The sequence below is a fragment of the Amycolatopsis sp. DG1A-15b genome, from assembly GCF_030285645.1.
Classification (GTDB): Bacteria; Actinomycetota; Actinomycetes; order Mycobacteriales; family Pseudonocardiaceae; genus Amycolatopsis.
In genome coordinates this window covers 1296527-1322534 of record NZ_CP127296.1, presented here as the reverse complement: position 1 = coordinate 1322534, position 26008 = coordinate 1296527, and the positions used below count along the sequence as shown (strand labels likewise).

Annotated in this window: 29 protein-coding genes and 1 pseudogene; 19 read left to right on the top strand and 11 right to left on the bottom strand. The window is 72.3% G+C overall.

All coding sequences use genetic code 11. From position 1 onward, the window contains the following. Window positions 1-332 precede the first annotated feature (332 nt). The 9 genes from QRY02_RS06160 to QRY02_RS06120 all read left to right on the top strand — a co-directional run bounded on the left by QRY02_RS06160 (window position 333) and on the right by QRY02_RS06120 (window position 9546). Entirely contained in the window at window positions 333-1805 is a 1473-nt protein-coding gene (locus QRY02_RS06160) for an aldehyde dehydrogenase family protein (RefSeq protein WP_285990524.1), read from the top strand. Between the two features lie 20 nt (window positions 1806-1825). After that, a complete protein-coding gene (locus QRY02_RS06155) occupies window positions 1826-2929 on the top strand; it encodes an NAD(P)-dependent alcohol dehydrogenase (RefSeq protein ID WP_285990523.1) in 1104 nt (367 codons plus the stop codon). 11 nt (window positions 2930-2940) lie between these two features. Beyond that, on the top strand, window positions 2941-4482 hold the full coding sequence (locus tag QRY02_RS06150; protein ID WP_285990522.1) for an acyl-CoA synthetase: 1542 nt from the start codon (window positions 2941-2943) through the stop codon (window positions 4480-4482). Next, window positions 4479-5255: a crotonase/enoyl-CoA hydratase family protein gene (locus QRY02_RS06145; protein ID WP_285990521.1), complete on the top strand. Its 777-nt coding sequence runs from the start codon at window positions 4479-4481 to the stop codon at window positions 5253-5255. The genes QRY02_RS06150 and QRY02_RS06145 overlap by 4 nt, the downstream gene beginning before the upstream one ends. Further along, entirely contained in the window at window positions 5252-7183 is a 1932-nt protein-coding gene (locus tag QRY02_RS06140) for an acetoacetate--CoA ligase (protein WP_285990520.1), read from the top strand. The genes QRY02_RS06145 and QRY02_RS06140 overlap by 4 nt, the downstream gene beginning before the upstream one ends. Then, the gene (locus QRY02_RS06135) at window positions 7180-8166 is read left to right on the top strand and encodes a 3-hydroxyacyl-CoA dehydrogenase NAD-binding domain-containing protein (protein WP_285990519.1); all 987 of its coding nucleotides are present in this window, start codon (window positions 7180-7182) and stop codon (window positions 8164-8166) included. Before QRY02_RS06140 ends, QRY02_RS06135 begins: the two co-directional genes overlap by 4 nt. Before the next feature lie 14 nt (window positions 8167-8180). Beyond that, window positions 8181-9047, top strand: a complete 867-nt coding sequence (gene couO / locus QRY02_RS06130; RefSeq protein ID WP_285990518.1) for a 4-hydroxyphenyl-beta-ketoacyl-CoA hydrolase — start codon at window positions 8181-8183, stop codon at window positions 9045-9047. A 74-nt stretch (window positions 9048-9121) separates the two neighbouring features. Next, window positions 9122-9367, top strand: a complete 246-nt coding sequence (locus QRY02_RS06125) for a DUF2188 domain-containing protein (RefSeq protein ID WP_285990517.1) — start codon at window positions 9122-9124, stop codon at window positions 9365-9367. Between the two features lie 17 nt (window positions 9368-9384). After that, the gene (locus QRY02_RS06120; RefSeq protein WP_285990516.1) at window positions 9385-9546 is read left to right on the top strand and encodes a hypothetical protein; all 162 of its coding nucleotides are present in this window, start codon (window positions 9385-9387) and stop codon (window positions 9544-9546) included. A 102-nt stretch (window positions 9547-9648) separates the two neighbouring features. Here QRY02_RS06120 and QRY02_RS06115 read toward each other — a convergent pair whose 3' ends face one another. After that, window positions 9649-10374, bottom strand: a complete 726-nt coding sequence (locus QRY02_RS06115; protein WP_285990515.1) for an ATP-binding protein — start codon at window positions 10372-10374, stop codon at window positions 9649-9651. Between the two features lie 124 nt (window positions 10375-10498). On the opposite strand from QRY02_RS06115, the pseudogene QRY02_RS06110 reads away from it, so the two are divergent. After that, window positions 10499-11296 (top strand): annotated as a pseudogene (locus QRY02_RS06110) (manganese catalase); the annotation flags it as partial. Between the two features lie 42 nt (window positions 11297-11338). Then, entirely contained in the window at window positions 11339-11536 is a 198-nt protein-coding gene (locus QRY02_RS06105; protein WP_285993775.1) for a DUF2188 domain-containing protein, read from the top strand. Between the two features lie 2 nt (window positions 11537-11538). On the opposite strand, the gene QRY02_RS06100 is transcribed toward QRY02_RS06105, so the two are convergent. Further along, complete coding sequence (locus QRY02_RS06100; RefSeq protein ID WP_285990514.1) at window positions 11539-11697, bottom strand: hypothetical protein; 159 nt, start codon at window positions 11695-11697, stop codon at window positions 11539-11541. Between the two features lie 138 nt (window positions 11698-11835). Between QRY02_RS06100 and QRY02_RS06095 the strand changes: the two genes are divergently transcribed. Then, window positions 11836-12291 (top strand): DUF4383 domain-containing protein, encoded by a 456-nt coding sequence (locus QRY02_RS06095; RefSeq protein WP_502874189.1) that lies wholly within the window; start codon window positions 11836-11838, stop codon window positions 12289-12291. A gap of 25 nt (window positions 12292-12316) precedes the next feature. On the opposite strand, the gene QRY02_RS06090 is transcribed toward QRY02_RS06095, so the two are convergent. Then, window positions 12317-12961 (bottom strand): hypothetical protein, encoded by a 645-nt coding sequence (locus QRY02_RS06090; RefSeq protein ID WP_285990513.1) that lies wholly within the window; start codon window positions 12959-12961, stop codon window positions 12317-12319. Between QRY02_RS06090 and QRY02_RS06085 the strand changes: the two genes are divergently transcribed. Then, on the top strand, window positions 12962-13714 hold the full coding sequence (locus QRY02_RS06085) for an HAD family hydrolase (RefSeq protein WP_285990512.1): 753 nt from the start codon (window positions 12962-12964) through the stop codon (window positions 13712-13714). Here the strand turns inward: QRY02_RS06085 and QRY02_RS06080 are convergent. Both QRY02_RS06080 and QRY02_RS06075 read right to left on the bottom strand, forming a co-directional pair. Further along, entirely contained in the window at window positions 13707-14324 is a 618-nt protein-coding gene (locus QRY02_RS06080; RefSeq protein ID WP_285990511.1) for a class I SAM-dependent methyltransferase, read from the bottom strand. The two genes, QRY02_RS06085 and QRY02_RS06080, sit on opposite strands and share 8 nt — an antisense overlap. 29 nt (window positions 14325-14353) lie before the next feature. Next, window positions 14354-14827, bottom strand: a complete 474-nt coding sequence (locus QRY02_RS06075; protein ID WP_285990510.1) for a carboxymuconolactone decarboxylase family protein — start codon at window positions 14825-14827, stop codon at window positions 14354-14356. 159 nt (window positions 14828-14986) lie between these two features. Between QRY02_RS06075 and QRY02_RS06070 the strand changes: the two genes are divergently transcribed. Then, the gene (locus tag QRY02_RS06070; RefSeq protein WP_285990509.1) at window positions 14987-15865 is read left to right on the top strand and encodes an RNA polymerase sigma-70 factor; all 879 of its coding nucleotides are present in this window, start codon (window positions 14987-14989) and stop codon (window positions 15863-15865) included. Window position 15866: 1 nt separating this feature from the next. Here the strand turns inward: QRY02_RS06070 and QRY02_RS06065 are convergent, their stop codons facing one another. Next, window positions 15867-16571 carry an alpha/beta fold hydrolase gene (locus QRY02_RS06065; RefSeq protein ID WP_285990508.1) on the bottom strand — a complete coding sequence of 235 codons (705 nt, stop codon included), beginning with the start codon at window positions 16569-16571 and terminating at the stop codon, window positions 15867-15869. Window positions 16572-16693: 122 nt separating this feature from the next. Here QRY02_RS06065 and QRY02_RS06060 point away from each other — a divergent pair, with 122 nt between their 5' ends. After that, window positions 16694-17251 (top strand): TetR/AcrR family transcriptional regulator, encoded by a 558-nt coding sequence (locus QRY02_RS06060; RefSeq protein WP_285990507.1) that lies wholly within the window; start codon window positions 16694-16696, stop codon window positions 17249-17251. Window positions 17252-17454: 203 nt separating this feature from the next. Beyond that, complete coding sequence (gene ligD / locus QRY02_RS06055) at window positions 17455-19437, top strand: DNA ligase D (RefSeq protein WP_285990506.1); 1983 nt, start codon at window positions 17455-17457, stop codon at window positions 19435-19437. Window positions 19438-19440: 3 nt separating this feature from the next. Here ligD and QRY02_RS06050 read toward each other — a convergent pair whose 3' ends face one another. Both QRY02_RS06050 and QRY02_RS06045 read right to left on the bottom strand, forming a co-directional pair. Continuing rightward, complete coding sequence (locus QRY02_RS06050) at window positions 19441-19977, bottom strand: hypothetical protein (RefSeq protein ID WP_285990505.1); 537 nt, start codon at window positions 19975-19977, stop codon at window positions 19441-19443. A gap of 78 nt (window positions 19978-20055) precedes the next feature. Beyond that, window positions 20056-20997 carry a glycoside hydrolase family 43 protein gene (locus tag QRY02_RS06045; RefSeq protein WP_285990504.1) on the bottom strand — a complete coding sequence of 314 codons (942 nt, stop codon included), beginning with the start codon at window positions 20995-20997 and terminating at the stop codon, window positions 20056-20058. Between the two features lie 215 nt (window positions 20998-21212). Between QRY02_RS06045 and QRY02_RS06040 the strand changes: the two genes are divergently transcribed. Further along, window positions 21213-22223 (top strand): AI-2E family transporter, encoded by a 1011-nt coding sequence (locus tag QRY02_RS06040; protein WP_285990503.1) that lies wholly within the window; start codon window positions 21213-21215, stop codon window positions 22221-22223. Between the two features lie 49 nt (window positions 22224-22272). Here the strand turns inward: QRY02_RS06040 and QRY02_RS06035 are convergent, their stop codons facing one another. From QRY02_RS06035 to QRY02_RS06025, 3 genes are all read right to left on the bottom strand, one after another. Continuing rightward, window positions 22273-22626 carry a hypothetical protein gene (locus QRY02_RS06035; RefSeq protein WP_285990502.1) on the bottom strand — a complete coding sequence of 118 codons (354 nt, stop codon included), beginning with the start codon at window positions 22624-22626 and terminating at the stop codon, window positions 22273-22275. A gap of 322 nt (window positions 22627-22948) precedes the next feature. Beyond that, entirely contained in the window at window positions 22949-23326 is a 378-nt protein-coding gene (locus tag QRY02_RS06030; RefSeq protein ID WP_285990501.1) for a hypothetical protein, read from the bottom strand. Window positions 23327-23625: 299 nt separating this feature from the next. Continuing rightward, window positions 23626-23967, bottom strand: a complete 342-nt coding sequence (locus QRY02_RS06025) for a hypothetical protein (RefSeq protein ID WP_285990500.1) — start codon at window positions 23965-23967, stop codon at window positions 23626-23628. A gap of 283 nt (window positions 23968-24250) precedes the next feature. Here QRY02_RS06025 and QRY02_RS06020 point away from each other — a divergent pair, with 283 nt between their 5' ends. After that, complete coding sequence (locus QRY02_RS06020) at window positions 24251-24592, top strand: WGxxGxxG family protein (RefSeq protein WP_285990499.1); 342 nt, start codon at window positions 24251-24253, stop codon at window positions 24590-24592. An 898-nt stretch (window positions 24593-25490) separates the two neighbouring features. Beyond that, on the top strand, window positions 25491-25961 hold the full coding sequence (locus tag QRY02_RS06015; protein WP_285990498.1) for a hypothetical protein: 471 nt from the start codon (window positions 25491-25493) through the stop codon (window positions 25959-25961). Window positions 25962-26008 lie beyond the last annotated feature (47 nt).

Below are 26008 nucleotides of genomic sequence, written 5' to 3'. Positions count from 1 at the left end.
CCGACACGCCCGGCGGGCCGGACGGAATGGACACGGCCCATTCCCGGGCACGCTGGAGTCGGCCTGCCGCACCCGGCCGTTACGCGCCTCGACCGCCCCGGGTGAAAACATCCGGTTCCCCGCTGAAAAACTCGTCCGTCCACACGGGAATCGGTTAACGGACGGTCAAAAAAATTGCGCCGGAAACCCTGCCGCGGCCGGCCCGGGACCCGGCCCCTTGACAAGGACGGGCCCCCCATCGCATCCTGATTCATCTCAGGGTTCCTGATATACCCGTTGCCCTGATGCACCCGTCGCCCTGATGTACCCGTCGCTCAGTGAGGAGTCGGACGATGACCGCAGTGGAGGAGAGGCCGGGCACCCGGCCCCGCCCGGACGTCGAACCGGGCCGGCTGTTCATCGGCGGCCGGTGGACCGAGACCGAGGACCGCTTCGACGCCGTGGACCCGGCCACCGGCAAGACCCTCACCTCCCTCGCCCGCGGGACGGCCGCCGACGTGACCGCCGCGGTGGCCGCGGCCCGGGAGGCCGCCGGGGGCTGGGCCGCGACGCCGGCCCGGGAGCGGGCCCGCGTGCTGCACCGGGTCGCGGACCTGGTGCGGGCCCGCGCCGACGAGATCGCCGCCCTGGAAAGCGCCGACGTCGGCAAGCCGATCTCGCTGTGCCGGGCCGTCGACGTCGAGACCGTCGCCGAGCAGTACGAGTACTACTCGGCCCTGGCGCAGGGCCTGGACGGCGCGACGCGGCAGATCCCGATCCCCGCGCACGCCTACACTCGCCGCGAACCGCTCGGCGTGGTCGCCGCGATCACGCCGTTCAACTTCCCGCTGATCCTGTCCACCTCGAAGATCGCGCCGGCACTGGCCGCCGGCAACACCGTGGTGCACAAGCCGGCCGAAGACACCTCCCTCAGCGCGCTGCTGATGGCCGGGCTGCTCGCCGAGGCCGGCGTGCCCGACGGCGTGCTCAACGTGGTCACCGGCTTCGGCTCGGAGATCGGGGAGACCCTGCTGAGCCACCCCGGGGTGGACAAGATCGCGTTCACCGGCTCCACCGCGGTCGGCCGGCACGCGGCGGGCGTGGCCGGGCAGCACCTGAAGCCGGTCACCCTGGAACTCGGCGGCAACGCGGCGCACATCGTGTTCGAGGACGCCGACGTCGAGCAGGCGGTCGCCGCGGCGATCAAGGGGTTCGTGTTCAACACCGGCCAGTTCTGCATGGGCGGGCCCCGGCTGCTCGTCGCCGACGCGCTGTACGACACGATCCTGGGCGCGCTCGCCGAAGCCGTGCCGCACGTGCCGGTCGGCGACCCGTTCGACCCCGCGACGGTGGTCGGCCCGATGGCGGGCGAGCGGCACCGGGCGAAGGTGGAGCAGTACGTCGAGCAGGCCCGCGCCGACGGCGGCCGGATCGTCACCGGCGGCGGCCGGCCGGACATCGAGGGCGGGTTCTTCTTCCAGCCCACGGTGATCGCGGACCTGCCGGCCGGCTCCCGCGTGATCCGGGAGGAGATCTTCGGTCCCGTGCTGACCGTCCAGCGCTTCACGTCCGAAGACGAAGCGGTCGCGCTGGCCAACAGCACACCCTACGGCCTCGCGGCCGGGCTGCAGACGACGAACCTCGCCCGCGCGCACCGCGTCGCCGCACGGCTGCAGGCCGGGATCGTCTGGGTCAACGACTGGGCGATGCTCGACCCCGCGATCCCCTTCGGCGGGGTGAAGGACTCCGGCTTCGGCCGCGAATACGGCCCCGAATCCCTCGACGCCTACACGCGCACGAAGTCCGTCGTCATCTCCCTCGCCTGAGCCCACCCAGGAGCATCCCCATGACCACCACCACCGCGGCCGTCGTGGAGTCCGCCGGCGCCGGCTTCACCCTCGGCGAAGTGGCCCTCGACGAGCTCCGCCCGGACGAGGTCCGGGTCCGGGTCGTCGCCACCGGCGTCTGCCACACCGATCTCGGCGTCGCCGCCGGCGCGCTGCCCTTTCCGCTGCCCGGCGTGCTCGGCCACGAAGGCGCCGGGATCGTCGAGGAGACCGGTGCCGCGGTCACGCGCGTGCGGGCCGGCGACCGGGTCCTGCTCAGCTACACCTCCTGCGGCGGCTGCGCGAACTGCCGCGACGGCCACCCCGCCTACTGCGAAACCTGGCTGCCCGCCAACCTGCTCGGCGGGCAGCGCCCGGACGGCACGACCCCGATCTCCCGCGACGGCACCCCGCTCGGCGGGCACTTCTTCGGCCAGTCCAGCTTCGCCGGGCACGCCGTCGCCGACGAACGCAGCGTCGTCAAGGTCGCCGCCGACGCACCGCTGGACCTGCTGGCCCCGCTCGGCTGCGGCATCATGACCGGCGCCGGCGCCGTGTGGAACGTCCTCGCCCCGCGCCCCGGCGCCACGCTGCTGGTCACCGGCGCCGGCGCGGTCGGCCTGTCGGCGGTCATGGCCGCCCACCTGACGCCGTCGACCCGGATCATCGCCGTCGACCGCGTCGCGACCCGGCTCACTTTGGCCCGCGAGATCGGCGCCACCGACACGATCGACACCAGCGGCGAGGACCTCGCCGAGACGGTCGGGAAGCTGACCGGCGGCCGCGGGGTCGACGGCGTCATCGAGACCACGGGCAACGCCGGCGTGCTGGGGACGGCGATCGGCGCACTGGCCGCGCGCGGCACCGCGGTCGTCGTCGGCGCGCCCGCGTTCGGCACGACGGTGCCGGTGGACGTCAACTTCCTGCTCCCCGGCCGGCGCGTCGTCGGCCTGACCATGGGCGACGCCGACACCCAGGCGCTGGTGCCGACCCTGGCCGAGCTCGTCGCCGCGGGCCGGTTCCCGATCGAAAAGCTGGTCACGCACTACGAGTTCGGGCAGATTCAACAGGCGGTCGACGACATGCTGACGGGCAAGACGATCAAACCGGTGCTCCGCTGGTGAAGGAGGCAGCAGTGAACCTGCCCGATTTCGGCCTGGGCAGCTGGCCCGCGCGGCGGGCGCGGATCAACCCGGACCGCACCGCCCTCGTGCAGCGGAACCGGAGCCTGACCTACGCCGGGCTCGCCGAGCGCGTCGAACGGCTGGCCGGCGCGCTGACCCGGCTCGGCGTCCGCCCGGGTGAGCGCGTGGCCTACCTGGGCGTCAACGACATCACCGTGTTCGAGACGCTGTTCGCCACCGCCCGCTGCGGCGCGGTCTTCGTCCCGCTCAACTACCGGCTCTCCCCCGCGGAGATCCGGTACATGCTCGCCGACAGCGGCGCGTCGGTCCTCGTGCACAGCCCGGACACCGGCGACCTGGTGGCGGCGGCCGGTGCGCTCCCGGACGGCGTCGTCATCGCGATGGATCCCGCCGAGGGGGAACGGGACTTCGAAGCGGAGATCGCCGAAGCCGGGCCACTTCCGGGAACCGCCGTCGGGCTGGAAGATCCCTGCCTGCTGCTCTACACCTCCGGCACCACCGGGCGGCCGAAGGCGGCTGTCCTCACCCACGGCAACCTCACCTGGAACACCGTCAACCAGCTGGCGCACCTCGACGTCCTGGGCACCGACAAGGCGCTGTGCATCGCGCCGCTGTTCCACTGCGTCGGGCTCGGCCAGATCACGCTGCCGACGCTGTTCAAGGGCGGCAGCGTGGAACCGGTGGCGAAGTTCGATCCGGGCACCATCCTCGCCCGGATCGGCGAAGCCGGGATCACCAGCTTCTCCGCGGTCCCCACGATGCTGGAGATGATGTGCCGCCACGAGGACTGGGACCGCGCCGACCTCGGCTCGCTGACCTGCGTGCTCTACGGCGGCTCGCCGGTGGCCGAGCGCGTCGCCCGCGCGTGGCTCGACCGCGGTGTGAAGCTCCTGCAGGGCTACGGCATGACCGAGGCCGCCCCGGGTGTCTCGATGGCGACCCACGAAGGCACGCTCGACCACCCGGTCGCCGCCGGGGTGCCGCACTTCTTCACCGACGTGGCGGCCCTCGGTCCCGATCTCACGCCGCAGCCGCTCGACGGGACGCCGTCCGAGCTGCTCGTGCGCGGCCCGCACGTCTTCGGCGGCTACTGGAACCGGCCCGAGGAGTCGAAGGCGAGCTTCGTCGAGGGCGGCTGGTTCCGCACCGGTGACGTCGTCCGCGTCGACGACGACGGCTGGGCCCACGTCGTCGACCGGGTCAAGGACATGATCATCTCCGGCGGGGAAAACGTGTACCCGGCCGAGATCGAAGCGGTCGCCGTCCGGCTCGACGCGGTCGACGCCTGCGCCGTGGTCGGGGTGCCCGACGAGCGCTGGGGCGAGGCCGGCGCGGCCTTCGTCGTGGTCCGGCCCGGCGCCGAGCTGGACGAACCGCAGTTCCGCGCGCACCTCGAACGGCACCTGGCACGCTACAAGGTCCCGAAACACGTGCGGTTCACCGACGCCTTGCCGCGCAACGCCACCGGCAAGATCCGCCGCGTCGAACTGCGCACCCTGGCCGCCGAAACCTTCACGAACGGACCCGCATGACCACGCCTCTGCTGCCCCCTTCGCTGCGCCTGGAGCTGCGGGACGACATCGCCGTGCTGTGGCTGGCCCGTCCCGAGAAGCGCAACGCCCTCGACGACGCGACCGTGCTCGGCATCGAGTCGTTCTTCGGCGCCCCGCCGCCGGGGATCAAGGCCGTCGTGCTCGACGCCGTCGGCGACCACTTCTCCGCCGGGCTCGACCTTTCCGAGCTCACCGAGCGCGACGCGTTCGAGGGCCTGGAGCACTCGATGATGTGGCACCGCGCCTTCGAGCGGCTCGAACGCGGGCGGGTCCCGGTGGTCGCCGTGCTCAAGGGCGCGGTCGTCGGCGGCGGCCTGGAACTGGCGGCCGCCGCGCACATCCGCGTCGCCGAACCCTCGGCGTTCTACGCGCTGCCGGAGGGCCAGCGCGGGCTGTTCGTCGGCGGCGGCGCGTCGGTGCGGGTGCCGCGGCTGATCGGCGCGCACCGGATGGCCGACATGATGCTCACCGGCCGGGTGCTCGACGCCGACGAGGGCCACGCCGCCGGGTTGTCGCACTACCGCGTGGACAACGGCCTGGAGCACGCGCTCGGCCTGGCCCGCAAGATCGCGGACAACTCGCCGATCACGAACTTCGCCGTCCTGCAGGCCCTCCCCCGCATCGCCGAGGCCAACCCGGCCGAGGGCTACCTGATGGAAGCGCTGATGGCCGCCGTCGCCAGTGGCAGCGCCGAAGCGAAGGAACGAATGCAGGCGTTCCTCGAAAAGCGCGCCGGGAAGGTCGGCCGATGATCCTGCGCCCGGTCGCCCCCGACGTCCGCGAAACCACCGAGATCGGCCGGTACCTGCGGTGGCTGGAAGCCCGCGGGCACTCCTTCGACGACTACGCGGCCCTGCACCGGTGGTCGGTGACCGACCTCGACGGCTTCTGGTCCTCGATCAAGGACTTCTTCGGCGTCCGCCTGCACACCCCGGCCACCGCGGTGGTGCCCGACCGGACCATGCCCGGCACGGAATGGTTCCCCGGAGCGACCCTCAACTACGCCGAACACGCCCTCGGCCACGGCCCCGGCGACGCCACCGCGGTCATCGCCTACTCCCAGACGCGGGAGCGCACCGAGCTGACCTGGGACCAGCTGCGCGACCAGGTCGCGCGCGCCCGCGCGGGGCTGGCCCGGCTCGGGGTCGGCCGCGGCGACCGCGTCGTCGCCTACCTGCCGAACATCCCGGAAGCCGTGGTCGCCTACCTCGCGGTCGCGAGCCTGGGCGCGATCTGGGCCTCCTGCGCGCCCGAGTTCGGCGCCCGGTCGGTGGTCGACCGGTTCGGCCAGATCGAGCCGCGGGTGCTGCTGACGGTGTCCGGCTACCGCTACGGGGCCAAGGACGTCGACCGCCGCGCCGAAGTCGCCGAAATCCGCGCGGGCCTGCCCACCGCCGAGCACGTCGTGCACGTCCCCTACGGCGAGCACGACCTGCCCGGAACGCTCGCCTGGAACGATCTGCTCGCCGAAAGTGCCCCCGGGTTCGAGCCCGTCGGCTTCGCGCACCCGTTGTGCGTGCTGTTCTCCTCCGGCACCACGGGCAAGCCGAAGGCGATCGTGCACGGCCACGGCGGCATCCTGCTGGAACACCTCAAGAACCACGGCCTCAGCTGGGACCTGCGCCCGGGCGACCGGATCCTGTGGTTCTCCACCACCGCCTGGATGATGTGGAACGCCCTCGTCTCGGGGCTGCTGACCGGTGCGTCGATCGTGCTGGTCGACGGCAACCCGCTGCACCCGGACCTGGCCTGGCAGTGGCGGCTGGCCGAGGAGACGCGCGCGACGCTGATGGGCGCGAGCCCGGGATTCCTGATGGCGTGCCGGAAAGCGGGCCTCGACCCGGCCGCCGAGTACGACCTGTCCGCGCTGCGGCAGCTCGGTGCGGCCGGCAGCCCGCTGCCCGCCGAAGGCTTCCACTGGGTGCACGAGCGGTTCCCGGGCGTCCTGCTCAACGTCGGCAGCGGCGGCACCGACGTGTGCAGCGGCATCGTCCAGGGCAGCCCGCTGCAGCCGGTGCGGGCCGGCGAGATCTCCGGCCCCTGCCTCGGCGTCGACGCGAAGGCGTTCGACGAGCACGGTGCCCCGGTCGTCGGGGAACTGGGCGAGCTGGTGATCACCGCCCCGATGCCGTCGATGCCGGTGGGGTTCTGGGGCGACGACTCGGGTGAGCGCTACCGCGACACGTACTTCTCGACCTATCCCGGCGTCTGGCGCCACGGCGACTGGATCCGGTTCACGCCCGAGGGGAGCTGTGTCATCGCCGGCCGCTCGGACGCCACCCTCAACCGCGGCGGCGTCCGGCTGGGCACCGCCGAGTTCTACGCCGTCGTCGAGGAGCTCCCGGAGATCGAGGACTCCCTCGTCGTGCACCTCGAAGACCCCGCCGGCGGCAACGGCGACCTCCGGCTGTTCGTGGCGCTGCGGTCCGGCGCCGAACTCGACGACGCCTTGCGCGGCAAGATCGCCTCGGCGCTGCGGAGCGCGCTCTCGCCGCGGCACGTGCCGGACGCGATCACCGCCGTGCCGTCGATCCCCCGCAACCGCACCGGAAAGAAACTGGAGCTGCCGGTGAAGAAACTCCTGCGCGGCGCACGACCGGACGACGTCGCCGCGCGGGACGTCCTGGCCGATCCCGCGTCGCTGGACCCGTTCGTCGCGCTCGCCGGAGGGCCGGCATGACCGTCCGGATCACCTCGGCCCCCGCCGGCCACGCGGCGAAACCCGGCCGGATCACCACCATCGCGGTCGTCGGGACCGGCGTGATCGGGGCCGGCTGGGCCGCGCACTTCCTCGCCCGCGGCTACGACGTCGTCGCCACCGATCCGGCGCCCGGCGCCGAAGACCGCCTGCGCGCCGACGTCGCCGCGCACTGGCCCACGCTGATCCGGCTCGGCCTCGCCGAAGGCGCCTCGCAGGAGCGGCTGAGCTTCGCCACCGACGCCGGCGCCGCGGTGGCGGAGGCGGATTTCGTGCAGGAGAACGGACCCGAGCGCGAAGACGTCAAGCACCGCCTGTTCGCCGTGCTCGACGAGGCCGCGCGGCCGGAGGTGATCCTGGCGAGCAGCTCGTCCGGGCTGCTGCCGAGCGTCATCGCGCGCGGCTGCCCGAAGCACCCCGAGCGCGTGGTCGTCGGGCACCCGTTCAACCCGCCGCACGTGATCCCGCTCGTGGAAGTCGTCCCGGGCGCCGAAACCACGCCCGAGGTCGTCGACCGCGCGGTCGAGTTCTACACCGCGGCCGGCAAGCGGCCGATCCGGCTGACGCGGGAGGTACCCGGCCACGTCGCGAACCGGCTGCAGGCCGCGCTGTGGCAGGAGGCGTACTCCCTCGTCGAACGCGGCGTCGCGACGGTCGCCGACATCGACGCCGCCATCGCCAACGGGCCCGGTCTGCGCTGGGCCGTGCTCGGCCCGTTCGTCAACCAGCACCTCTCCGGTGGCGCGGGCGGGCTCGCGCACATCCTGCGGCACCTCGGCCCGCCCACCGAGCAGTGGTGGCGCGACCTGGGCCGCGTCCACCTGACGCCGGAACTCGCCGAGACCCTCGTCGCCGGCGTCGACGCCGAACTGGCCGGCACCGACCACGACCGGCTCGTCGCCGCCCGCGACGCCGTCCTCGACCAGCTGCTGGCCGCCAAGGCCGCGCAGCCCGACCTGCCCTGACCCTGGAGCTCCTCGTGGACCTTTCCTCCCTGACCGCCATCGACGTCCACACCCACGTCGAACAAGACGGCCACGGCTGCTTCGCCCTCGACCAGGAACTGCTGGACGCCTCCGCGAAGTACTTCCGCGCCGGCCAGGACCGCACGCCGACGGTGACCGCGATCGCCGAGCACTACCGGGCCCGGCAGATGGCCGCCGTCGTCTTCACGGTCGAGGCGCCGGCCGCGACCGGCCACCCCGCGCTCTCGAGCGAGGAGATCGCCGACGCCGCCGCCGAGCACGCCGACGTCCTCATCCCGTTCGGCTCGGTCGACCCGCACGCCGGCAAGGCCGCCGTGCTCCGCGCGCGGCGGCTCGTGGCCGAGCACGGGGTGCGCGGGTTCAAGTTCCACCCGAGCCTGCAGGCGTTCGAGCCCAACGACATCCGGTACTACCCGCTCTACGAGGCGATCGCCGAGCTGGGTGTTCCGGCCCTGTTCCACACCGGGCAGACCGGCATCGGTGCCGGCCTGCCGGGCGGGCACGGCATCAAGCTGCGGTACTCGAACCCAATGCTGCTCGACGACGTCGCCGCGGATTTCCCGGACCTGACGGTGATCCTGGCGCACCCGTCGGTGCCGTGGCAGGACGAAGCGATCTCGGTCGCGACGCACAAGGCGAACGTGTACATCGACCTGTCGGGCTGGTCGCCGAAGTACTTCCCGCCGCAGCTGGTCCGCGCGGCCAACACCCTGCTGAAGCGGAAAGTCCTGTTCGGGTCCGACTTCCCGGTGATCACCCCGGACCGCTGGCTCGCCGACTTCGCCGAGCTGGAGCTCAAGGACGAGGTGCGGCCGCTGATCCTCAAGGACAACGCCATCGAAGTACTCCGGCTGGCTTGAACACCGGATAACGTTTGTCCGCTACGTCCCCGGGCATCCGCAGCCTTCCAGCACTCACGATGGGAGGCGGCGTCGTGGCGGAGGGTGACGTGCACACCTACTACGAAGACGGACTGTGGAAGAACCGCGTCGAAGGCGGCCGCCGGGCGTCCAACACCTCTCCCCGCCGCGTCGACGCCGTCCTGGCGGGGCGGCAGATCGCGCGCAAGCGCCGGGTCGGGCACTTCGTCCACACACCGGAAGGCGACGTCGAAACCGAACGCGACTTCCGCCCCCGGGGCACCGAGCGCGGCGGCGACACCCCGTCACGACCGCGGTAACGGACCACCCGACGGCCGTGCTGCAGCTCAACCCGGACAGCGCGGCCGGCACGGTGGTGAAGGACGGCCTCGAGATCCCCGTCCTGCGGATCGGCGAAAGTACTAGATCGAGTTCAGCAACTCGCTGGTCGACCTTCAAGCCGGGCGAGCCGGTGACGTTCGCGGGCGCACCGGGCTGAGCTTCTCGAGCCCGGACGGCACGATGAACCGGGCCTCGCACCCGGCGCTTCCTTCCGTGGCAAGGGCCGAGGCGGGCGGGACGGTGGCGAGTCCTCAGCGGCTCACGGGCGGGCCAGCAGGGCCCACACCGTCTTCCCGCCCGAGCGGGACCGGCTGCTCCCCCACCGCTTCGCGACCTTGGTGATCATCCGCAGGCCCAGCCCCACGCGGGCCAGGTCGAGACCCTCCCGCAGCACCGCCGGCCGCCGGCTCTCGTCGGAGACCGCCACCGACAGGGTTCCGCGGCGCAGCTCCAGCCGCAGCCACGGCGCCGAATCCGTATGGCGGAGCGTGTTCTCGACCAGCTCGGTCGCGATCAGCTCGGCGTCCTCGGCCAGCTCCGGCACCATCCACTCGGCGCAGATCCCGCGGACGAATCCGCGGGCACGCGCCGACGTGCGCGGCGAGCGGTCGAGCAGGCGGCCCACCCTTCGCCCGGCCGGGCGGGTCAGCGCCGCCTCCGCCGTGGCGGTGTCCGCGTACACCGGCACGCCGCTCGCCGCGAGCGCCGCTCGCTGCTCCGGGCGGCCCGTCACCAACGCGAACGGGATCGCGGGCCACTCGCCGACGCGCAGGGCGACCAGGGCGAACACCCGGATCAGCGCCCGGTCGCGCAGTTCGAGGCGCTCGACGTCGATCAGCACGCCGTCCTCGGAATCGGCCGCGAACTCGAGCAACTCGTCGCGCAGCTGCGAGTACGTCGTCCGGTCCAGCACGCCGACGGCGGACGCCTTCGCGAGTGCGCCGTGCCGGGGCACCAGCCACACCGAATTGTGCCGGGCGAGCACCGGGACCACCTCCTCTCACGACGATCACCCGATCGGATAGCCCGTCCGGAACCCGTCAAACAACGCGTTTCCCCGATTGATGCGGCCGATCGGGGGAACTCCGCGGGCTTGGAAGGGAGACGATGTGTTCCGTCACACGAAGCTGCTGCAGTTCGAAGCCAAGCCCGAAAAGCCCGACCCCGTCTACGCCCACAAACTCCAAGAACTCATCGGCGGCGCGTACGGCGAAATGACCGTGACCATGCAGTACCTGTTCCAAGGCTGGAACTGCCGCATCGAAGGCAAGTACAAAGACCTGATCATGGACACCGCCACCGAGGAAATCGGCCACGTCGAAATGCTCGCCACCATGGTCGCCCGCCTCCTCGAAGGCGCCCCCGCCACCGCCACCGCCGAAGCCGTCAAGGACCCGGTGATGGCCGCGACGATCGGCGGGATGGACGTCCAGCAGGCCATCGTCGCCGGCGGCGGCGCGCTCCCGGCCGACAGCAACGGCTACCCCTGGAACGGCCGCTACATCGTCGCCTCCGGCAACCTGCTCGCCGACTTCCGCGCCAACGCCGCCGCCGAAGCCCAAGGCCGCCTCCAAACCGCCCGCCTCTACAACATGACCGACGACCCCGGCGTCAAGGCGATGCTCAAGTTCAACCTCGCCCGCGACACCGTCCACCAGAAACAATGGCTCGCCGCCATCGAAGAGCTCAAAGCCGACGGACTCGAAGGCGACATCGTCCCCAACGCCCTGCTCGACGAAGAAGACCAGACCCACAACCACACCATCTGGCACCTCTCCGACGGCCCCGACGGCGCCAAGGGCACCAGCTGGACCACCGACGCCGGCATCGAATACCTCATGGACCCCGAACCCCTCGGCGGCCCCGGCACCGCACCCAAACCCGACCCCGCCCTCTTCGGCACCCATGAAGCCGCCGACGGGCCGGCGCTCGAACCGGCCGACGGCGACATCGAAACCTTCTACGACGGCTCCGTCTGGAAGAACAAGGTCGTCGGCAACACGCGGGCGTCCGGCAGCGCCGAGACGAAGTCCGACGCTGTCGCGGACGGCCGCGAGCTCGCGATCAAGCGCGGCACGGCCCACTTCATCCACACGAAGGACGGCCGGATCGGCGAGCGCCGGACCTACCCGCGGGCCCGTCCCTGACCTCACGCCGAGGGCATGCCCCCGCGGTCGGCGTCTTCTTCGTCGCTGTCGCCCGCCTGGGGCTCCTGGTCGCGGAACGTCGGCTCGGTGTGCTCGCCGGCGATGTCGGCGTCGGCTTCCATGCTCTCGGCGGTCACCGGGTCGATTTCGGGAGTGCTCATCGCTTCCTCCGATCGGGCGAAACCCGGGCATACCCGGCGGCACCCGGGGTGAAACGCGTTTGCCCGCCGCGCAGCCGGGCACGCCGCCCCGGCGGGTCCCCGGCCGAGGGCCCGCTCACCGAATCGGGAGGAACGACCATGTCATCGATGGAGACCGAGGTCCGGCGAACCCCCCGCCAGCTCCTCGCCGCGATCGTCGGAGTGGTTTTCCTGCTGGTCGGCGTGCTGGGGTTCATCCCCGGCGTGACGACCCACTACGACATGCTCACCTGGGCCGGGCACCATTCCGGCGCCCTGCTCCTGGGCATCTTCTCCGTGTCGATCCTGCACAACATCGTGCACCTCGCGTTCGGCGTCGCCGGGCTCGTCCTGGCGAGGACGGCGCGCGGTGCCCGGGCCTTCCTCGTCGGCGGCGGGGTGGTCTACCTGGTCCTGTGGCTCTACGGCCTGGTGATCGACCAGGGCAGCGCGGCCAACTTCGTTCCGGTCAACACCGCGGACAACTGGCTGCACTTCGGCCTGGGCGTCGGGATGATCGCGCTCGGCCTGATCCCGCTCGGCGCCACGCGCAGCCCGGTCGCCGACTCGCGGTGACCGGGCACCGGGCCGGGCGGCCGGGTCACGACGGCCGCCCGGCCCGGCTCCCCGCGTAGGCCCGCTCCCGCAGCCGCACCAGCCAGTCCGGGGCGAACTCCAACCCGTCGGGGCGGTTCAGCATCGGATCGAACGACGGCGCGTCGCCACCGAGCTCCGTCAGGGTCAGCACGGCGCTGTCGCACCAGCGCCCGTCTTCGCGGCCGGTCCGGAGCACGAACTCCCACGTTCCCGTCGCGCGTGCCGCGTCGAGTGACGCTTCGATCCGCGGCGACGACGCCACCGCCCACGCGCCCAGCCAGACGAGCCGGTCGGCCCGGCGGTACGGCACGAGGCTGCTGTAGGCGCCGCGCGTCCACGCGGCCGAAGGCCGGGGCAGCATCCGCCCGACGTGCCCGCTGCCGGCCGTCGTCAGCAGGATGTCCCACGGCCCGCCGTCGCGGCCCGCGCCGGGAATCCGCACCGCCAGCCCGAGCGCGTCCGGCAGCCGCCCGGGGGTGCCGGCGCCCTTGGACAGCCGGGCGACGACGGGCGCCGGCCCGGACGGCCACGGCAGGTCGTCGGCGACGGGCCGGAGTTCGCCGCGGCGGACCACGCCCACGGGGTGGAACGCCGGGGCGCGCCGCAGCGCCGCCAGCCCGCGGAAGCCCGCCGAGACGAGGCCGGTCATGTGTACTTCCCTCCGGTCCGGGGTATTCCGATCACCCCTCCCAGTACCCACGCGGAACACCGGGAAACCCGCACCGACCTCGAGGAGCCTGCCATCGCCACCGCGGTCCTGTTCGACGTCGACGGAACGCTCGTCGACTCCAACTACCTCCACGTCCACGCCTGGCGCCGGGCGTTCCACGAACTGGACCGGGACGTCGACTCCTGGCGCGTGCACCGAGCGATCGGCAAGGGGTCCGGCAAGCTGCTGAGCACCCTGCTGGGCGACGAAGACGCCGGTCGCATCGGCGACGAGGCGAAGGAGCTCCACAGCCGCTTCTACCTGGAGACGGCCGGCCTGCTGCGGCCGTTCGACCGCGCCCCCGAGCTCGTCCGCACCCTGGCCGGGCGCGGCGTGCGCGTGGTGCTGGCGACGTCGGCGGGACCGGACGAGCTCGACGCGCTGCGCAAGGTCCTCGACCTCGACGACGTGGTCGCGGGCATCGTTTCCGGCGACGACGTCGAGGCGACGAAGCCCGATCCGGAGCCCGTGTTCGCCGCGCTCGACAAGGCCGGGAGCGCTCCGGAGGAGACGATCTTCGTCGGCGACGCGGTCTGGGACGTCCACGCCGCCACGAAGGCCGGCGTGCGCACGGTTTCGGTGCTCTCCGGCGGCGTCGGTGCGGCGGAGCTGACCGACGCCGGCGCCGTCGCGATCTACGACGACGCGGCGGCGATCCTGGCCGGGCTGGACGAGAGCGTGCTGATCAGCTGACCTTGCCGGCCACCAGCCGTTCCACCAGCCCGAGCTTGAACCGCTCCCGCCGCTGCACCGGCAGGCCGAGTGCCTCGACGAGCTTCAGCGGCCGACGCCGGAAGTGCTCGCCGGCCAGCGGGACGCTCGCCAGCTCGACCAGCCGCTGCAGGCCCCGCACGATCCGCGACGACGAAGCGACGTGGTCGACCAAGATCAGCCGGCCGCCCGGGCGCAGCACCCGCACCATCTCGCCCACCGCGGCCGCGGGGTCGGGGATGGCGCAGAGGCCGAACGTGCACAGCACGGTGTCGAAAGAGGCCTCGGCGAACGGCAGTGCCTCGGCGTCCCCCGCGCGCAGGGTCACGGGGTGGCCGAGCCGGCGGGCGCGGTCGCGGGCGATGGCGAGCATCCCCTCGCTGAGGTCGACGCCGGTGAGCGTCACCTCCGCGGGGTAGCAGGGGAGGTTCAGCCCGGTTCCGATCGCGACCTCCAGGACCTCGCCCGCCGCCTGGCCGCAAGCCCACGCCCGCGAATCGCCGAAGAGACGGCGGTCCCAGCAGCCCATCTCCGCGTCGTAGGTCGTGGACTTGCGGTCCCAGTACCGACGCCACCGCTCCGCCTTCTTCATGTCCCCCAGCGAAGCACGAACTCCGCGCCTCAGCCGAACATGCCCGGCTCGTACGCGCCGCCCTTCTGGTGGACGATCACCGCGAGCCGGTTGGCCGAGTTCATCTGGGCGATCAGGGCGACCAGTGCGGCGGTCCGGTCGTCGTCGTAGTGCTTGCGCACCCGGGCCCAGGTGTCGTCGGAGACGCCGGGGGCGGCATCGGCGATCCGCGTGCCCTCCTCGGCCAGCGCGAGCGCCGCCTGCTCGGCCTCGGTGTACACCGTGGCCTCCCGCCAGGCCGCGACCAGGTTGATCCGCACGCCCGCCTCCCCGGCGGCCGCCAGTTCCTTGGTGTGGACGTCGACGCACCAGCCGCAGCCGTTGATCTGGCTGACGCGCAGCGACACCAGCTCCCGCGTGACCTTGTCCAGGGGCGACTGGACGATCGCCAGGCTCGCGGTGCCGAACCGCTTGGCGAAGCGGGCGCCGATTTCGTTGTCGGTCAAGGTGAAACGGGGTTCCATGACGTCGTCCTCACTCGTGGCGTATGCGTTGCGAACGACCACGAGATGCCGGCGGCCCCGCACCCCGTGACACCCTGGACGGGTGACGACGATCACTGTCACACCGCGACGGCGTGCGGCATCTGGAGGGGAAACCCGCGACCGAAAGAGGCGCCACCCATGGCCGACCCCGCCACCGAGGCCTTCCTCGCCCACCGCAACCTGCTGTTCACCGTCGCCTACCAGCTGCTCGGCTCGGCCGCCGACGCCGAAGACGTCCTGCAGGAAACGTGGCTGCGGTGGGTGGGGGTGGACCTCGCCGCGGTGCGGGACCGGCGGGCGTACCTGGTCCGGATCACCACCCGGCAGGCGCTGATGCGGCTGCGGGCGCTCGGCAGGCGCAAGGAGTCCTACGTCGGGCCGTGGCTGCCCGAGCCGCTGCTGACCACGCCCGACGTCGCCGAGGACGTCGAGCTGGCCGACAGCGTTTCGATGGCGATGCTGCTGGTGCTGGAGACGCTCGGGCCGGCCGAGCGGGCGGTGTTCGTGCTGCGCGAGGTGTTCGACCTGGGCTACGACGAGATCGCCGAAGCCGTCGGCAAGAGCCCGGCCGCGGTGCGCCAGATCGCGCACCGGGCCCGCTCCCACGTCGCCGCCCGCCGGCCGCGCGGGGCCGTTTCGCCGGCGGCGACCCGGGACGCCCTCGAAGCCTTCCGGCGCGCCGCCGAGACGGGCGACCTGCGGGACCTGCTCGACGTCCTCGCCCCGGACGTCGTGTTCCTCGGCGACGGCGGCGGGGTCGTGCAGGCGACGCCGGCGCCCGTCACCGGGGCCGCGGACGTGGCCCGGCTGCTGACCGCCGGCCTGGGCAACCTCGCCGTCGGCACCCTGGAAGCCGCCCAGGTCAACGGCTACCCGGCGCTGATCCTGCGGCGCGGCGGCGAGGTCGACACCGTGGTGGCGGTCCGCGTCGACGACGGTCTCGTCACGGGGCTTTACGCCGTGCGCAACCCGGAGAAGCTGGCCCGCCTGGACGAGGCGACCGCCCTGTGCCGCTGACTCACTCGACGCTCGCCGCCGCGGCGAGGATGACCTCGGCGACGACCTCGGGCCGGGACACCGCGACCGCGTGCGAGGCGTCGATCCGGCGGACCGTCGACGACGCGCGCTCGGCCATGAACTCCTGCGCCTTGGCCGGGATCGCGTTGTCCTGGTTCGCGACCAGCGTCCACGAGGGCAGCTTCGTCCACGCCGGGGTGCCCTCGAACGGCGCGGCCAGCGCCTGCTGCGCGACCGGCCGCTGGGTCACCGCCATGACCGCCGCGGTGGCGGCGGGGACGTCGGCGGCGAAGACCTCGGCGAAGTCCGCCGGCTTGATCGACAGCTCGGGCTGACCGTCGTGCTCGAGCACGTTCGTGGTCTCCGGGCCGAGCTTGGCGCCCGGGTAGCGGCCGGACAGCTCGAACACGCTCTCGCCCGCGTCCGGCTGGAACGCGGCGATGTAGACCAGGGCGCGGACGTTCGGCGTCTCGGTGGCCGCGCGGGTGATCAGGGCACCGCCGTAGGAGTGGCCGGCCAGGACGACCGGGCCTTCGACGCTGTTGACGACGTCCGCGACGTAGGCCGCGTCGGACTCGACGCCCCGCAGCGGGTTCGCCACCGCCTGGACCGGATAGCCCTGCTCCTGCAGCTTCGCGACGACCCCGGTCCAGCTGGACGAGTCGGCGAACGCGCCGTGGACCAGGACGATGGTGGGCTTGCTCATGACTGGCTCCTTCAGGGAGAACGATCGGTCTTTCTGCTAGCCACTCTGGACCGTCCGGCCCGCCGTGGCAATGTGACGAAGCCGATCTGGCAGAACGATCGGTCTTTCTCTAAGCTGCGGGGATGAGGACTGCCGAGCCGCACCCGAAGGACCGGCTGCTCGCGACCGCCGCCCGCCTCTTCTACGCCGAGGGCATCCACGCCGTGGGGGTGGAACGGCTGGTTTCCGAGGCGGCCGTGACCCGGGCGACCTTCTACCGCCACTACCCGACGAAGGACGACCTGGTCGCCGCCTACCTCGCCGAAACCAGCCGCCAGATCCGCGCGGCCGTCGAGTCGGCGCGGACGGGCAAGCCACCGCGCGAGGCGCTGGCCGAAACCATGGCGGTGGTCGGCGACGCGACGTGCGGGGAAGACTTCCGCGGCTGCCAGTTCCTCAACGCCGCCGCCGAGTACCCCGATCCGGAGAACCGGGTGCGCCAGGTGATCGACGACCACCGGCAGTGGTTCTTCGGCGTCCTGCGCGACCAGGCGGCGGACCTCGGCCACCCGGAACCGGACCACGCGGCACGCGTGCTCGTCCTGCTGCGCGACGGCGCCCTGCACGGCGGCGAACTCGACGACGCCGAGACGGTGCGCGCGACGCTCCGCCGGGCCGTCGACGACTTCCTGCCTGCCTGAGCGGCACGCCGAACAGGCGTTCAAGCCGCTTTCACCTGCACAAACCCAGCCAATCTAGGCCGAACGGGTTACTGTGCCGACCAGTACTAATCCGACCACAGTCACGGCCGAATGACTTTCGTGGCAACGGTTGCGCGCCGCGGAGGGGCGGCCTGCTTTTGGCCGGATCAGTACTTTGGGCACGAAAGGTGACGGAGGTCCGAATGGCGGCAGACGACGCGTCGCTCGTTCCGGCCTGGGTGGAGCCGATGCTCGCCAAGGCCGACGGCGGACGGCTGCGCAGCGGCCCGGAGTGGGCCTACGAGTACAAACTGGACGGTTACCGGGCGGCCATGCGGATCGCCCCGGACGGCACGACCGCGCTCACCAGCCGCAACAACATCGACTTCACCGCGGAATTCACCGACCTCGAGGGCGTGCTCGCCCCCGCGCTGGACGGCCGCGCCGCCTACCTGGACGGCGAGGTCGTCGTCTACGGCGAGGACGGCCGGATCGACTTCGAGCGGATGCAGGAGCGCCGCGGCCGCTACGTCCGGCACCAGAGCGGGCCGAAGGGGCTGGAGTTCACGGACGTCCCGGTCCGGTTCCTGGCCTTCGACCTGCTCCGGCTCGGGGACCGGAGCCTGCTGGCCGCGCCGTACGACGAGCGCCGGGGCCTGCTGGCCGAGCTGCCGATGCCCGACCCGTACCGCGTTTCCGTGGTCCGCGCGGTCACCTTCGACGAGCTCGCCGCCGACCGCCGCACGCCCGCGGACTTCCTCGTCCACGCCGCGTCCGCCGGGTACGAGGGGGTCGTCGCGAAGCTGCGTTCGTCGGCCTACCACCCCGGGCAGCGGCCGGATTCGTGGCTCAAGCACCCGCTGGTCCGGACCCAGGAGGTGATCGTGTGCGGCTGGCGGCCCGGCCAGCACAGCTTCACCGGCACCCTCGGCGGGCTGCTGCTCGGCGCGCACGACCCCGCGACCGGCGACCTGGTCTACATCGGCGACGTCGGCACCGGGTTCAGCCAGGCCACCCGCGCCGACCTGCGGGCGCAGCTGGAGGCGATGGAGCGGCGCACCCACCCGTTCGTGACGACACCGCCGCGGGAGGACACCGCCCGCGCCCGCTGGGTGGAGCCGCGGCTGGTCGGCGAGATCGTCTACCGCCAGTTCACCCGCGGCGGCCGCGTCCGCCACACCGCCTGGCGGGGCCTGCGCCACGACAAGGATCCGGCCGAGGTCCTGGCGCCGCGCGCGGTTCCGCACGAGGCCGCCGCGGCCGCGCAGCCTTCGCCGTCACCCTCGCCCGAGCCGGCGGGTCAGCGGATCACCGTCCAGGCCGGCCACCGGCGGCTCACCCTGTCCAATCTGGACAAGGTGCTGTACCCGGCGGCCGGGTTCACCAAGGGCGAGGTGATCAACTACTACTCCCGCGTCGCGGCGGTGCTGCTGCCGCACCTCGCCGGGCGGCCGGTCACGTTCATCCGCTACCCGAACGGCGTCGACGGCCAGAAGTGGTTCGAGAAGAACGCCCCGAAGGGCGCCCCGGACTGGCTGCGCACGGTCCGCCTGGCCGGCACGGGCGGCACGATCGACTACCCGCTCCTCGACGACCTCCCGGGCCTGGTGTGGGCGGCGAACATGGCGGCGCTCGAGCTGCACGTTCCCCAGTGGACGGTGGAATCGGGCAACCGGCAGCCCCCGGACCGGCTGGTGTTCGACCTCGATCCGGGCCCGGGCACCACGATCGTCGACTGCTGCCGGGTGGCGGAGCGCCTCCACGACGTCCTGGTCGCCGACGGGCTGACGCCGTACGCGAAAACGTCGGGCTCCAAGGGAATGCAGCTCTACTGCGGAATCCGGACGGACGACCCGGCGGCCCCGTCGGCCTACGCCAAGCGGCTCGCCCAGCGCCTGGCGAAGGAGACACCGGAGTCGGTGACGGCGGTGATGGCGAAGGCCCAGCGCCCGGGCCGGGTGTTCATCGACTGGAGCCAGAACAACCCGGCGAAGACCACGGTGGCCCCGTATTCCCTGCGCGGCCGCGACCACCCGACGGCGTCCACCCCGGTGACGTGGGACGAGGTCCGCGCCTGCCGGCACGTGAACCGGTTGACGTTCACGGCGGACGACGTCCTGGACCGCATCGAAGACCACGGCGATCTGCTGGCCGGGCTGGCCGAGGACGGCGCACCGCTGGGGTGAGGGTCAGGCGCGCCGCAGGAGCCGCTTGACGGTACCGCCGAGCCCGGTGGAGTTCGGCTGCGGCTGCGGGGTCGCCCCGGGTTCCGGTGCACGAGCTCGAGGGACACCCGCGGTTTCCGGCGCGGACGCCTCGGTCCGAAGCGCGTGCTTCGGCGGCTGCGGGACCCCGGAGGTGCCCGGCCCGGGCACCGATCCTCCCGCCACCTGCCCCGCCGAAGCCGCGACCGGCCGCTCCCCCGCCCCGCGGGACGGTGGCCGCGGTGCGGGGATCTCCCCGGCGATCGTCCCCGACTCCGGCACCACCGCGTCCGGCCGCGACCCGGCCGGCCCCGGGTGGCCGGCGAGCATCTCCGGCGTGATCGCCGGCGTCATCAGCGGCGTGTGCGCAGCGTCCGCGTTCGGTGTCGCCGGTTCGCGGGCCACCGGATAGCGCGCCAGCGGGTCGTCCTCGACCGCCGCTCCGGCGGCGCGATGGCTCCGGAGCAGGCCACAGCACCCCAGCAGCCCGAGCAAGCCAGCCAATCCCCACCACACCGTCATGGCACTCCTCCGTTCCCTCGCTCCCGGATATCCGGGACCCGGCCGCCCAACCGGAGCGTCATACGAGTGGGTGACACGTCAGCCCAGCTGCGGCACGTCACCCGCGAAGGTGATCGGCAGCTCGTACAGGCCCCTCGCCGTGCGGCCGCCGCTCAGCCAGCCGTGGAAGAAGATGTGGCCGTCCACCACGTCGGCGCCGCCCGGGGCGTCCACCTTGCCGCCGAGCAGGTCCGTCGACAGGAACTGGGCGTCCGCCTTCACGAACGCGCCGCCCAGCGTCGGCGCGGACGCGTAACACGTGTGGTAGCCCGTGCTGTCGAACGTATCCGCGGAGTAGAACAGCAGGTACCGGGACGCCGTCTTCACCACCGAAGGCGCTTCGACGACCGACCTCTCGGGCGTCAGATCGGCCCGCAGCAGCTCGGTGCGCGGACCGGCGAAGGTGCGCCCGTCGGCCTGCAGCTTCTGCGCCCAGATCGCCGACGGCGGCCCGGCCGCCGCGCCGTCGCTCTTGTAGAGCAGGTACCGGGCCCCGTCCGCGTCGACGAACGTCTGCGGGTCGATGTCCCCGTGGTCGCCGGGTTCGCACACCAGCGGCCGGTCGCCGGCCGGCGTGTACGGTCCTTCCGCCTTCTTCGCCGTCGCCGCGCCGAGGCACATCTCGCCGCCCGCCGTCTGCGCGGCCGCGAAGTACAGCACGAAGGTGCCGTCCGCCAGCTGGGTGACGTCCGGGGCCCAGAACCCGCCGTCCGCCTTCGCCCAGGCGGGGACCGCTCCGAGCGCGTCACCGGCGACGCGCCACGGCCCTTCCGCCGCGGCGGCGCCGGCCATCGGAATCCGCGTGGCCTTCGTGCCCGTCGAGAACGCGAAGTAGCCCCAGGCCGTCTTGACGACGTCCGGATCGGGGAAGTCCTGGTTGATCAGCAGCCGCGGCGCGCTGATGGCCGCCGCTTCCGGGGCCGCCGCGAACGCGGCAGCGACGGCGACGACCGGGACGAGCAGAAGACCTTTGAAGCGCATAGGCGATTTTGCTGACACCCCAACGGTTCCGGCAACGGCAGGCGGATGGCGTCACCGGGAAGCGTGGACTTGCCGGCGAGCCCGGATCGGGTGGATTCGGCCGCGTCACGCGGGGTAGCCCACAACTCATGCACGCAACGAGCGGCCGTGGGGCGTACCGAGCCGGGCATCCCGTCGGCGAGGCCGAAGGAGCGGCGGCCCGGCAGGAAAAGCCCTTGGGCAGACCGGGAAAACCGCTCGATCGCCGCGCGCCGTTCTTCACCGGGATGCTCGCCGCGGCCGGGGTGGTCGTCACGGTCGCGGTCGTCGAACTCCTCCTCGCGGCCTCCGACGTGCTGCTGCTCATCGGCATCGCGTTCTTCCTCGCGGTGGGGCTCGAGCCGGTGACCGCCCGGCTCGCCCGCCGGGTGCCCCGCGCACTGGCCGCCGCGGTGGTCGTCGTGACCGGGCTGGCCGTCTTCGGCGGGACCGTCGCCGCGGCCGCCGTGCCCCTGGCCGGCCAGGCGGCGCAGCTGCGGAACGGCGCTCCGCGGTACCTGACCCTGCTGCGCGACCACGGCACCCTGCTGGGCCGCGCCAACGAAACCTTCGGCCTCGAAGCGGCCGTCCGGTCCGTGCAGCTGTCCGACGTGGCGAAATCACTCGCGGCGCTGCTCGGTGACGCCGTGATCGTCGTGGTGCTCGCCACCTACTTCGTCGCCGACTTCCCGCGGATCCGCACCGCGCTCTACCGGCTGGCCCCGCGGTCGCGGCGACCGCGGGTGATCCTGATCGGCGACGCGGTCTTCCGGAAGGTCGGCGCGTACCTCGTCGGCAACGTCGCGGTGTCGGTGATCGCCGGAGCGGCGACCTTCGCCTGGCTGTCGTCTTTCGGCGTGCCCTACCCGCTGGTGCTCGCCGTGCTCGTCGCCGTGCTCGACCTGGTGCCGGTGGCGGGTTCGGTGGCGGCCGGGGCCGGTACGACCCTCGTCGCGCTCACGGTGTCGGTGCCGGTCGGGCTGGCGACGCTCGGGTTCTTCGTCGGCTACCGGGTGGTGGAGGACTACGTGCTGCTGCCGAAGATCGTCGGTCGTGCCGTCCGGATCCCGGCGCTCGTCACGGTCGTCGCGGTGCTGCTCGGGTTCGAACTGCTCGGCGTCGTCGGCGCCTTCGTCGCGGTACCGGTCGCGGCCGCGGTGCTGCTCGTCGTGCGGGAAGTGGCGGTGCACCGGCTGGACCGGACGTGACGAACCGCCGCGCGGGACGCACCCGCGCGGCGGTCGGACCCGCTGGGGGTCAGTTGCCCTGGGTGGTCCCGCCGTCGGCGATCTCACCGGCGGCGCAGTTGTCCGGGTTCTGGCCCTCGGCCTCGTGCTCGCCCGGGGAGAGGACCGGCACGCCGATGCCGTTGGCGGTGTCGTGGATCGGCACCTGGACGCCGAGGACGTTGATGTCGTCGTCGCACACGCCGCCGACCACGTTCAGGTTGTGCACCACGTCGAGGTTCTGCACGTTGCCGACGAGGCCGAACTGGTCGGTGGTGTCGACCGGGTGGCCCGCAACGCTGACACTGGTCGCGGACGCGGATCCGCCGAGCACCGCCATCCCGGCGGCGAGGGCGGTGGCGACGAAGCCGAGCTGCTTGATCACGGGAAAAATACTCCTTCTGGGTACCCGCCGGACGGTCCGGCGGGGGAACGGGGAAAGAAACGGGCCCGGCTTCGGTTCGCCGGGCCCGGGAAAGTTCGTTATGGTGCCGTCAGGCCGGGTGGGACCGGCGCACTTCTCCAGCGTCGCGGCCGGTCCCACCCGGGTCGGCGCCGTCCGGCGTCGCGACGGGCCCGGAACGTGGAACCGGAGTGTGCAGCTCGCTCCGTGTTCCGGGCGCGCGGTGCGGCGTCAGCGCCGGCGGCCGATTTCCCGTGCCCGGAGCCGGCTTCCGCACGCAGGGGCGGCTCCGGGCACGGAAATTTCAGTGACCCTGGCTCGTGCCGCCGTCGGACAGCCCGCCCGAGGCGCAGTTGTAGGGCGATTCGCCGCTGGCCTCGTGGCTGCCCGGCGACAGGATCGGCACGCCGATGCCGTTGAGCGAGTCGTGGATCGGCACCTGGACGCCGAGGACGTTGACGTCGTTGCCGCACAGGCCGAGCGTGGCGTTGACGTTGTGGAGCACGTCGGTGTTGTTCAGGTTCACCAGGCCGACCTGGCCGGTGTAGTCGTAGCCGCCGTGGTGGTGACCGTCGTGGTGCCCGTGGTGGTGACCGCCCGGGGTGTCGGCCGCGGCGATGCCGCCGGCCAGGAACGCGCCGGCCGCGGCGGCGGCCGTGACGAACCCGATCTTCTTCAGCATGGATTGCTCCTCGATGAACGCTATTCGGAGAACGGGACGGCAATGAAGGTGTGTCCTCCGTCCCGTGTGAGGGAAACGTACTGATGCCGGGACGCGGTTTCCACTTCGTGCCACCATCGTGTGGGTACCGCGAGCCGCTGACCGCGCCCGGTGTGGTCCGATCGGGTTAGTTCCCGGTTCTGCCGGTGGCCTAGCCCTTCCCGGTATCTTCCTCCGATATCGCTTGCGGAGCAAAGAATGTTTCGGGTATGCGAAAGAGCCCTGCGCCGGGTGACGCAGGGCTCTTTCGCGGGGATTTCCTATCCGGGCCAGGCCTCGGCTTCGGCCGTGAGCGCGGTCGTCACGTCGATCTCGCCCGACCGCACCCGCCACGCGAGCGAGTCCGGCCGAGGCTGCAGAAGGTGCCACCCGACGACGTCTTCGTCGCGGTAGCAAGGGTTTTCGTCGTCACCGATGCCCAGCGCGGCGAAGTACTGGCGGGCGGGCCAGGTTTCGGGAACCCAGGCGCGGGCCCAGCGCACGACGATCCTGGCGAGGTCGTTGCGGCCGTCCGCCGGGTGGATCAGGCGGTCGCCCGTGGTGCAGATCAGGCGTGGCGTGTACGTCGCGCCGAGCGGCGCGACGGCGAGTTCAGTGTTCATTCCTCCCCCGGTCCACGGCAGTGGACGGTGTTGCCGGCTCGGATGCGCTGCTGCGCTTGAGAACGGAGGGCCACCCGGAGGCGGGCGGGCGCACGCGGCGCGTCCCTGTACGGCTCCGTCTTGAACCGGCAACCATCTTACAAACGCCGGAAACGACCCGAAAAGCGGGGCCCGGCGGCGAAGTCTTCGCCCGTTCCCGTGACAGCGGGAGTGAATGCCGCCGGCGGGGGTACGCCCGGGTAGACCGATTTCCGCAACCTCGACAACGGGAGGAAGAACCGAGATGAACCACAGGGCAGGCAAGCTTTGCTGCGCCGGCATCGCGGCGGCGGCGTTCGCGCTGACGGCGGCGGTGCCGGCATCGGCGGCACCGGACGTCGCGGCACCGGCGTGGCACCGGCAGACCGACGACGACGGAACGAACCGCGACAACACCCGCGACGACAACGACGACAACGGTTTGTGGGGCCTGCTCGGCTTGGTCGGGCTGCTGGGCTTGGCGGGCTTGGTGCGCCGTGACCCCAAGCCGGGCGCGATGGCGGGATACCCGGCCGCGGGGGCGACCCCGCCGCCGGCGAACACGTACCCGCCGGCCGAGCCGCGGCGGAACCCGCCGGGCGCCTGAGGGTCGGTCACGTCGTAAAGCCGGTCCCCACCGGACGTTCCTGCGCCACTCCGACGGCGCAGCAGATCTTGACGCGGCACTCGAGCGACGCCGATCCCACGCACCGGGTCGCCGCTCCGGGCCCCGGTAATACCTATACCGCACACCCGATCCCCGCCGGGCGCCGGGGCACTTCCCGCACCGGGCACCCGACTCCCGCCGGATACCCGACCTCGGCCGATGCCACGTACCCGTTCCTCCGGCGTCCGGGTGCCACCGGTACCGCACACCCGGCTCCCGCCGGCTGCCCGAGTGACCCTGGTGCCCCGCACCGCCGTTTCCTCCCGTCTTCGCGCAGAACGTCCCGGCGCCGTCGGGCGTCGGGACGTTCTGCGTTTACTTCTCTCCGAATGGCGCCCAGTTGTCAGGTCTCGGCACCGAGGAGGCCACAGTAACGGCCGGAGAAACCGGCCCTGCAGCCGCCTCCCAGATTAGCCACGCGTTCGCCGCGCAAGAAGTGTTTTCGCACCGTACCCTACTTAAGGGTGGCTTTCCCACCGCCAGCCAAATTCGCTTGATTACCCATCATTCCTTTCCTTAAACCTCACGATCGAGTGAAAGTCGCGCCTCACTCGAAACTGGCACCGATCGCACCTTTGGTGAAGAAACCCGAGCCGATTCAGCCATTCATCGCAATCGTCGGACACGGCCGAGTGATGGCCTCACGATCAGTAGCCGAAGCGCAAAACGGCTGAACAACCGCTTCACGCGATGTCGATGTTTGTTCCGGAGAACTCGCGGGGCTGTACACCGTGTGAAATCAACCGGTTCCGCCGGCACCCGGACATCCGCTCGCGTTATCGCGGACCGGCGCTCACCATGATCGCAGTCGGCATCGCACAATCCGGAGGAGTACGACATGAAAAGTGCACTGACCCGAGCGCTCACGGTGTTCGTCACCGCCGCCGCGGTGGCCTTGACGGGGGTGGGTGTGGCGACGGCAGGCGGGCCGGGTGGCAGCGGATCGTCGAGCACCACCAGCGCCGCGGCGGAGGTCCAGGGCCTGCGCGACCAGCTGGCGGCGCGGGCGGACAACGGGGACGTGCCCGGCACGCAGGCCACCCTCGCCCGCCTCGACCCGTTGCTGTCGGATCTCGCCCAGGGCAAGCGGTACACGATCCAGGCCGCGGCCAAGGACAGCGCGGCCACGGCGCAGAAGGACAACGCCGAAGCGCGCAAGGGCGTCGACGAGCTCGCCGCCAAGCTGGCGGCCCGCCAGTCGCTGCCGCCGGTGTCGGCCCTGCTCAACGCGCTGCTGCAGCGGGTGCTGATCAGCCTTTCCGCGCTGGTGAACGACCTTCTCGGCGGGCTGCCCGTCCCGGTCGGCTAGGCCGGCCGGTACCCCGGACGGACAAGCCGGCGACGGCCCGGCGCGGT

Bases quoted from the DNA above. Each gene is read 5' to 3' on its own strand.
- QRY02_RS06160 (WP_285990524.1), top strand. From the start codon at position 333: ATGACCGCAGTGGAGGAGAGGCCGGGCACCCGGCCCCGCCCGGACGTC.
- QRY02_RS06045 (WP_285990504.1), bottom strand. From the start codon at position 20,997: ATGCGCTTCAAAGGTCTTCTGCTCGTCCCGGTCGTCGCCGTCGCTGCC.
- QRY02_RS06140 (WP_285990520.1), top strand. From the start codon at position 5,252: ATGATCCTGCGCCCGGTCGCCCCCGACGTCCGCGAAACCACCGAGATC.
- QRY02_RS06155 (WP_285990523.1), top strand. From the start codon at position 1,826: ATGACCACCACCACCGCGGCCGTCGTGGAGTCCGCCGGCGCCGGCTTC.
- QRY02_RS06065 (WP_285990508.1), bottom strand. From the start codon at position 16,571: ATGAGCAAGCCCACCATCGTCCTGGTCCACGGCGCGTTCGCCGACTCG.
- QRY02_RS06050 (WP_285990505.1), bottom strand. From the start codon at position 19,977: ATGACGGTGTGGTGGGGATTGGCTGGCTTGCTCGGGCTGCTGGGGTGC.
- QRY02_RS06025 (WP_285990500.1), bottom strand. From the start codon at position 23,967: ATGAACACTGAACTCGCCGTCGCGCCGCTCGGCGCGACGTACACGCCA.
- QRY02_RS06100 (WP_285990514.1), bottom strand. From the start codon at position 11,697: ATGAGCACTCCCGAAATCGACCCGGTGACCGCCGAGAGCATGGAAGCC.
- QRY02_RS06030 (WP_285990501.1), bottom strand. From the start codon at position 23,326: ATGCTGAAGAAGATCGGGTTCGTCACGGCCGCCGCCGCGGCCGGCGCG.
- QRY02_RS06070 (WP_285990509.1), top strand. From the start codon at position 14,987: ATGGCCGACCCCGCCACCGAGGCCTTCCTCGCCCACCGCAACCTGCTG.
- QRY02_RS06060 (WP_285990507.1), top strand. From the start codon at position 16,694: ATGAGGACTGCCGAGCCGCACCCGAAGGACCGGCTGCTCGCGACCGCC.
- QRY02_RS06020 (WP_285990499.1), top strand. From the start codon at position 24,251: ATGAACCACAGGGCAGGCAAGCTTTGCTGCGCCGGCATCGCGGCGGCG.
- QRY02_RS06095 (WP_502874189.1), top strand. From the start codon at position 11,836: ATGTCATCGATGGAGACCGAGGTCCGGCGAACCCCCCGCCAGCTCCTC.
- QRY02_RS06075 (WP_285990510.1), bottom strand. From the start codon at position 14,827: ATGGAACCCCGTTTCACCTTGACCGACAACGAAATCGGCGCCCGCTTC.
- QRY02_RS06080 (WP_285990511.1), bottom strand. From the start codon at position 14,324: ATGAAGAAGGCGGAGCGGTGGCGTCGGTACTGGGACCGCAAGTCCACG.
- QRY02_RS06135 (WP_285990519.1), top strand. From the start codon at position 7,180: ATGACCGTCCGGATCACCTCGGCCCCCGCCGGCCACGCGGCGAAACCC.
- QRY02_RS06090 (WP_285990513.1), bottom strand. From the start codon at position 12,961: ATGACCGGCCTCGTCTCGGCGGGCTTCCGCGGGCTGGCGGCGCTGCGG.
- QRY02_RS06015 (WP_285990498.1), top strand. From the start codon at position 25,491: ATGAAAAGTGCACTGACCCGAGCGCTCACGGTGTTCGTCACCGCCGCC.
- ligD (WP_285990506.1), top strand. From the start codon at position 17,455: ATGGCGGCAGACGACGCGTCGCTCGTTCCGGCCTGGGTGGAGCCGATG.
- QRY02_RS06145 (WP_285990521.1), top strand. From the start codon at position 4,479: ATGACCACGCCTCTGCTGCCCCCTTCGCTGCGCCTGGAGCTGCGGGAC.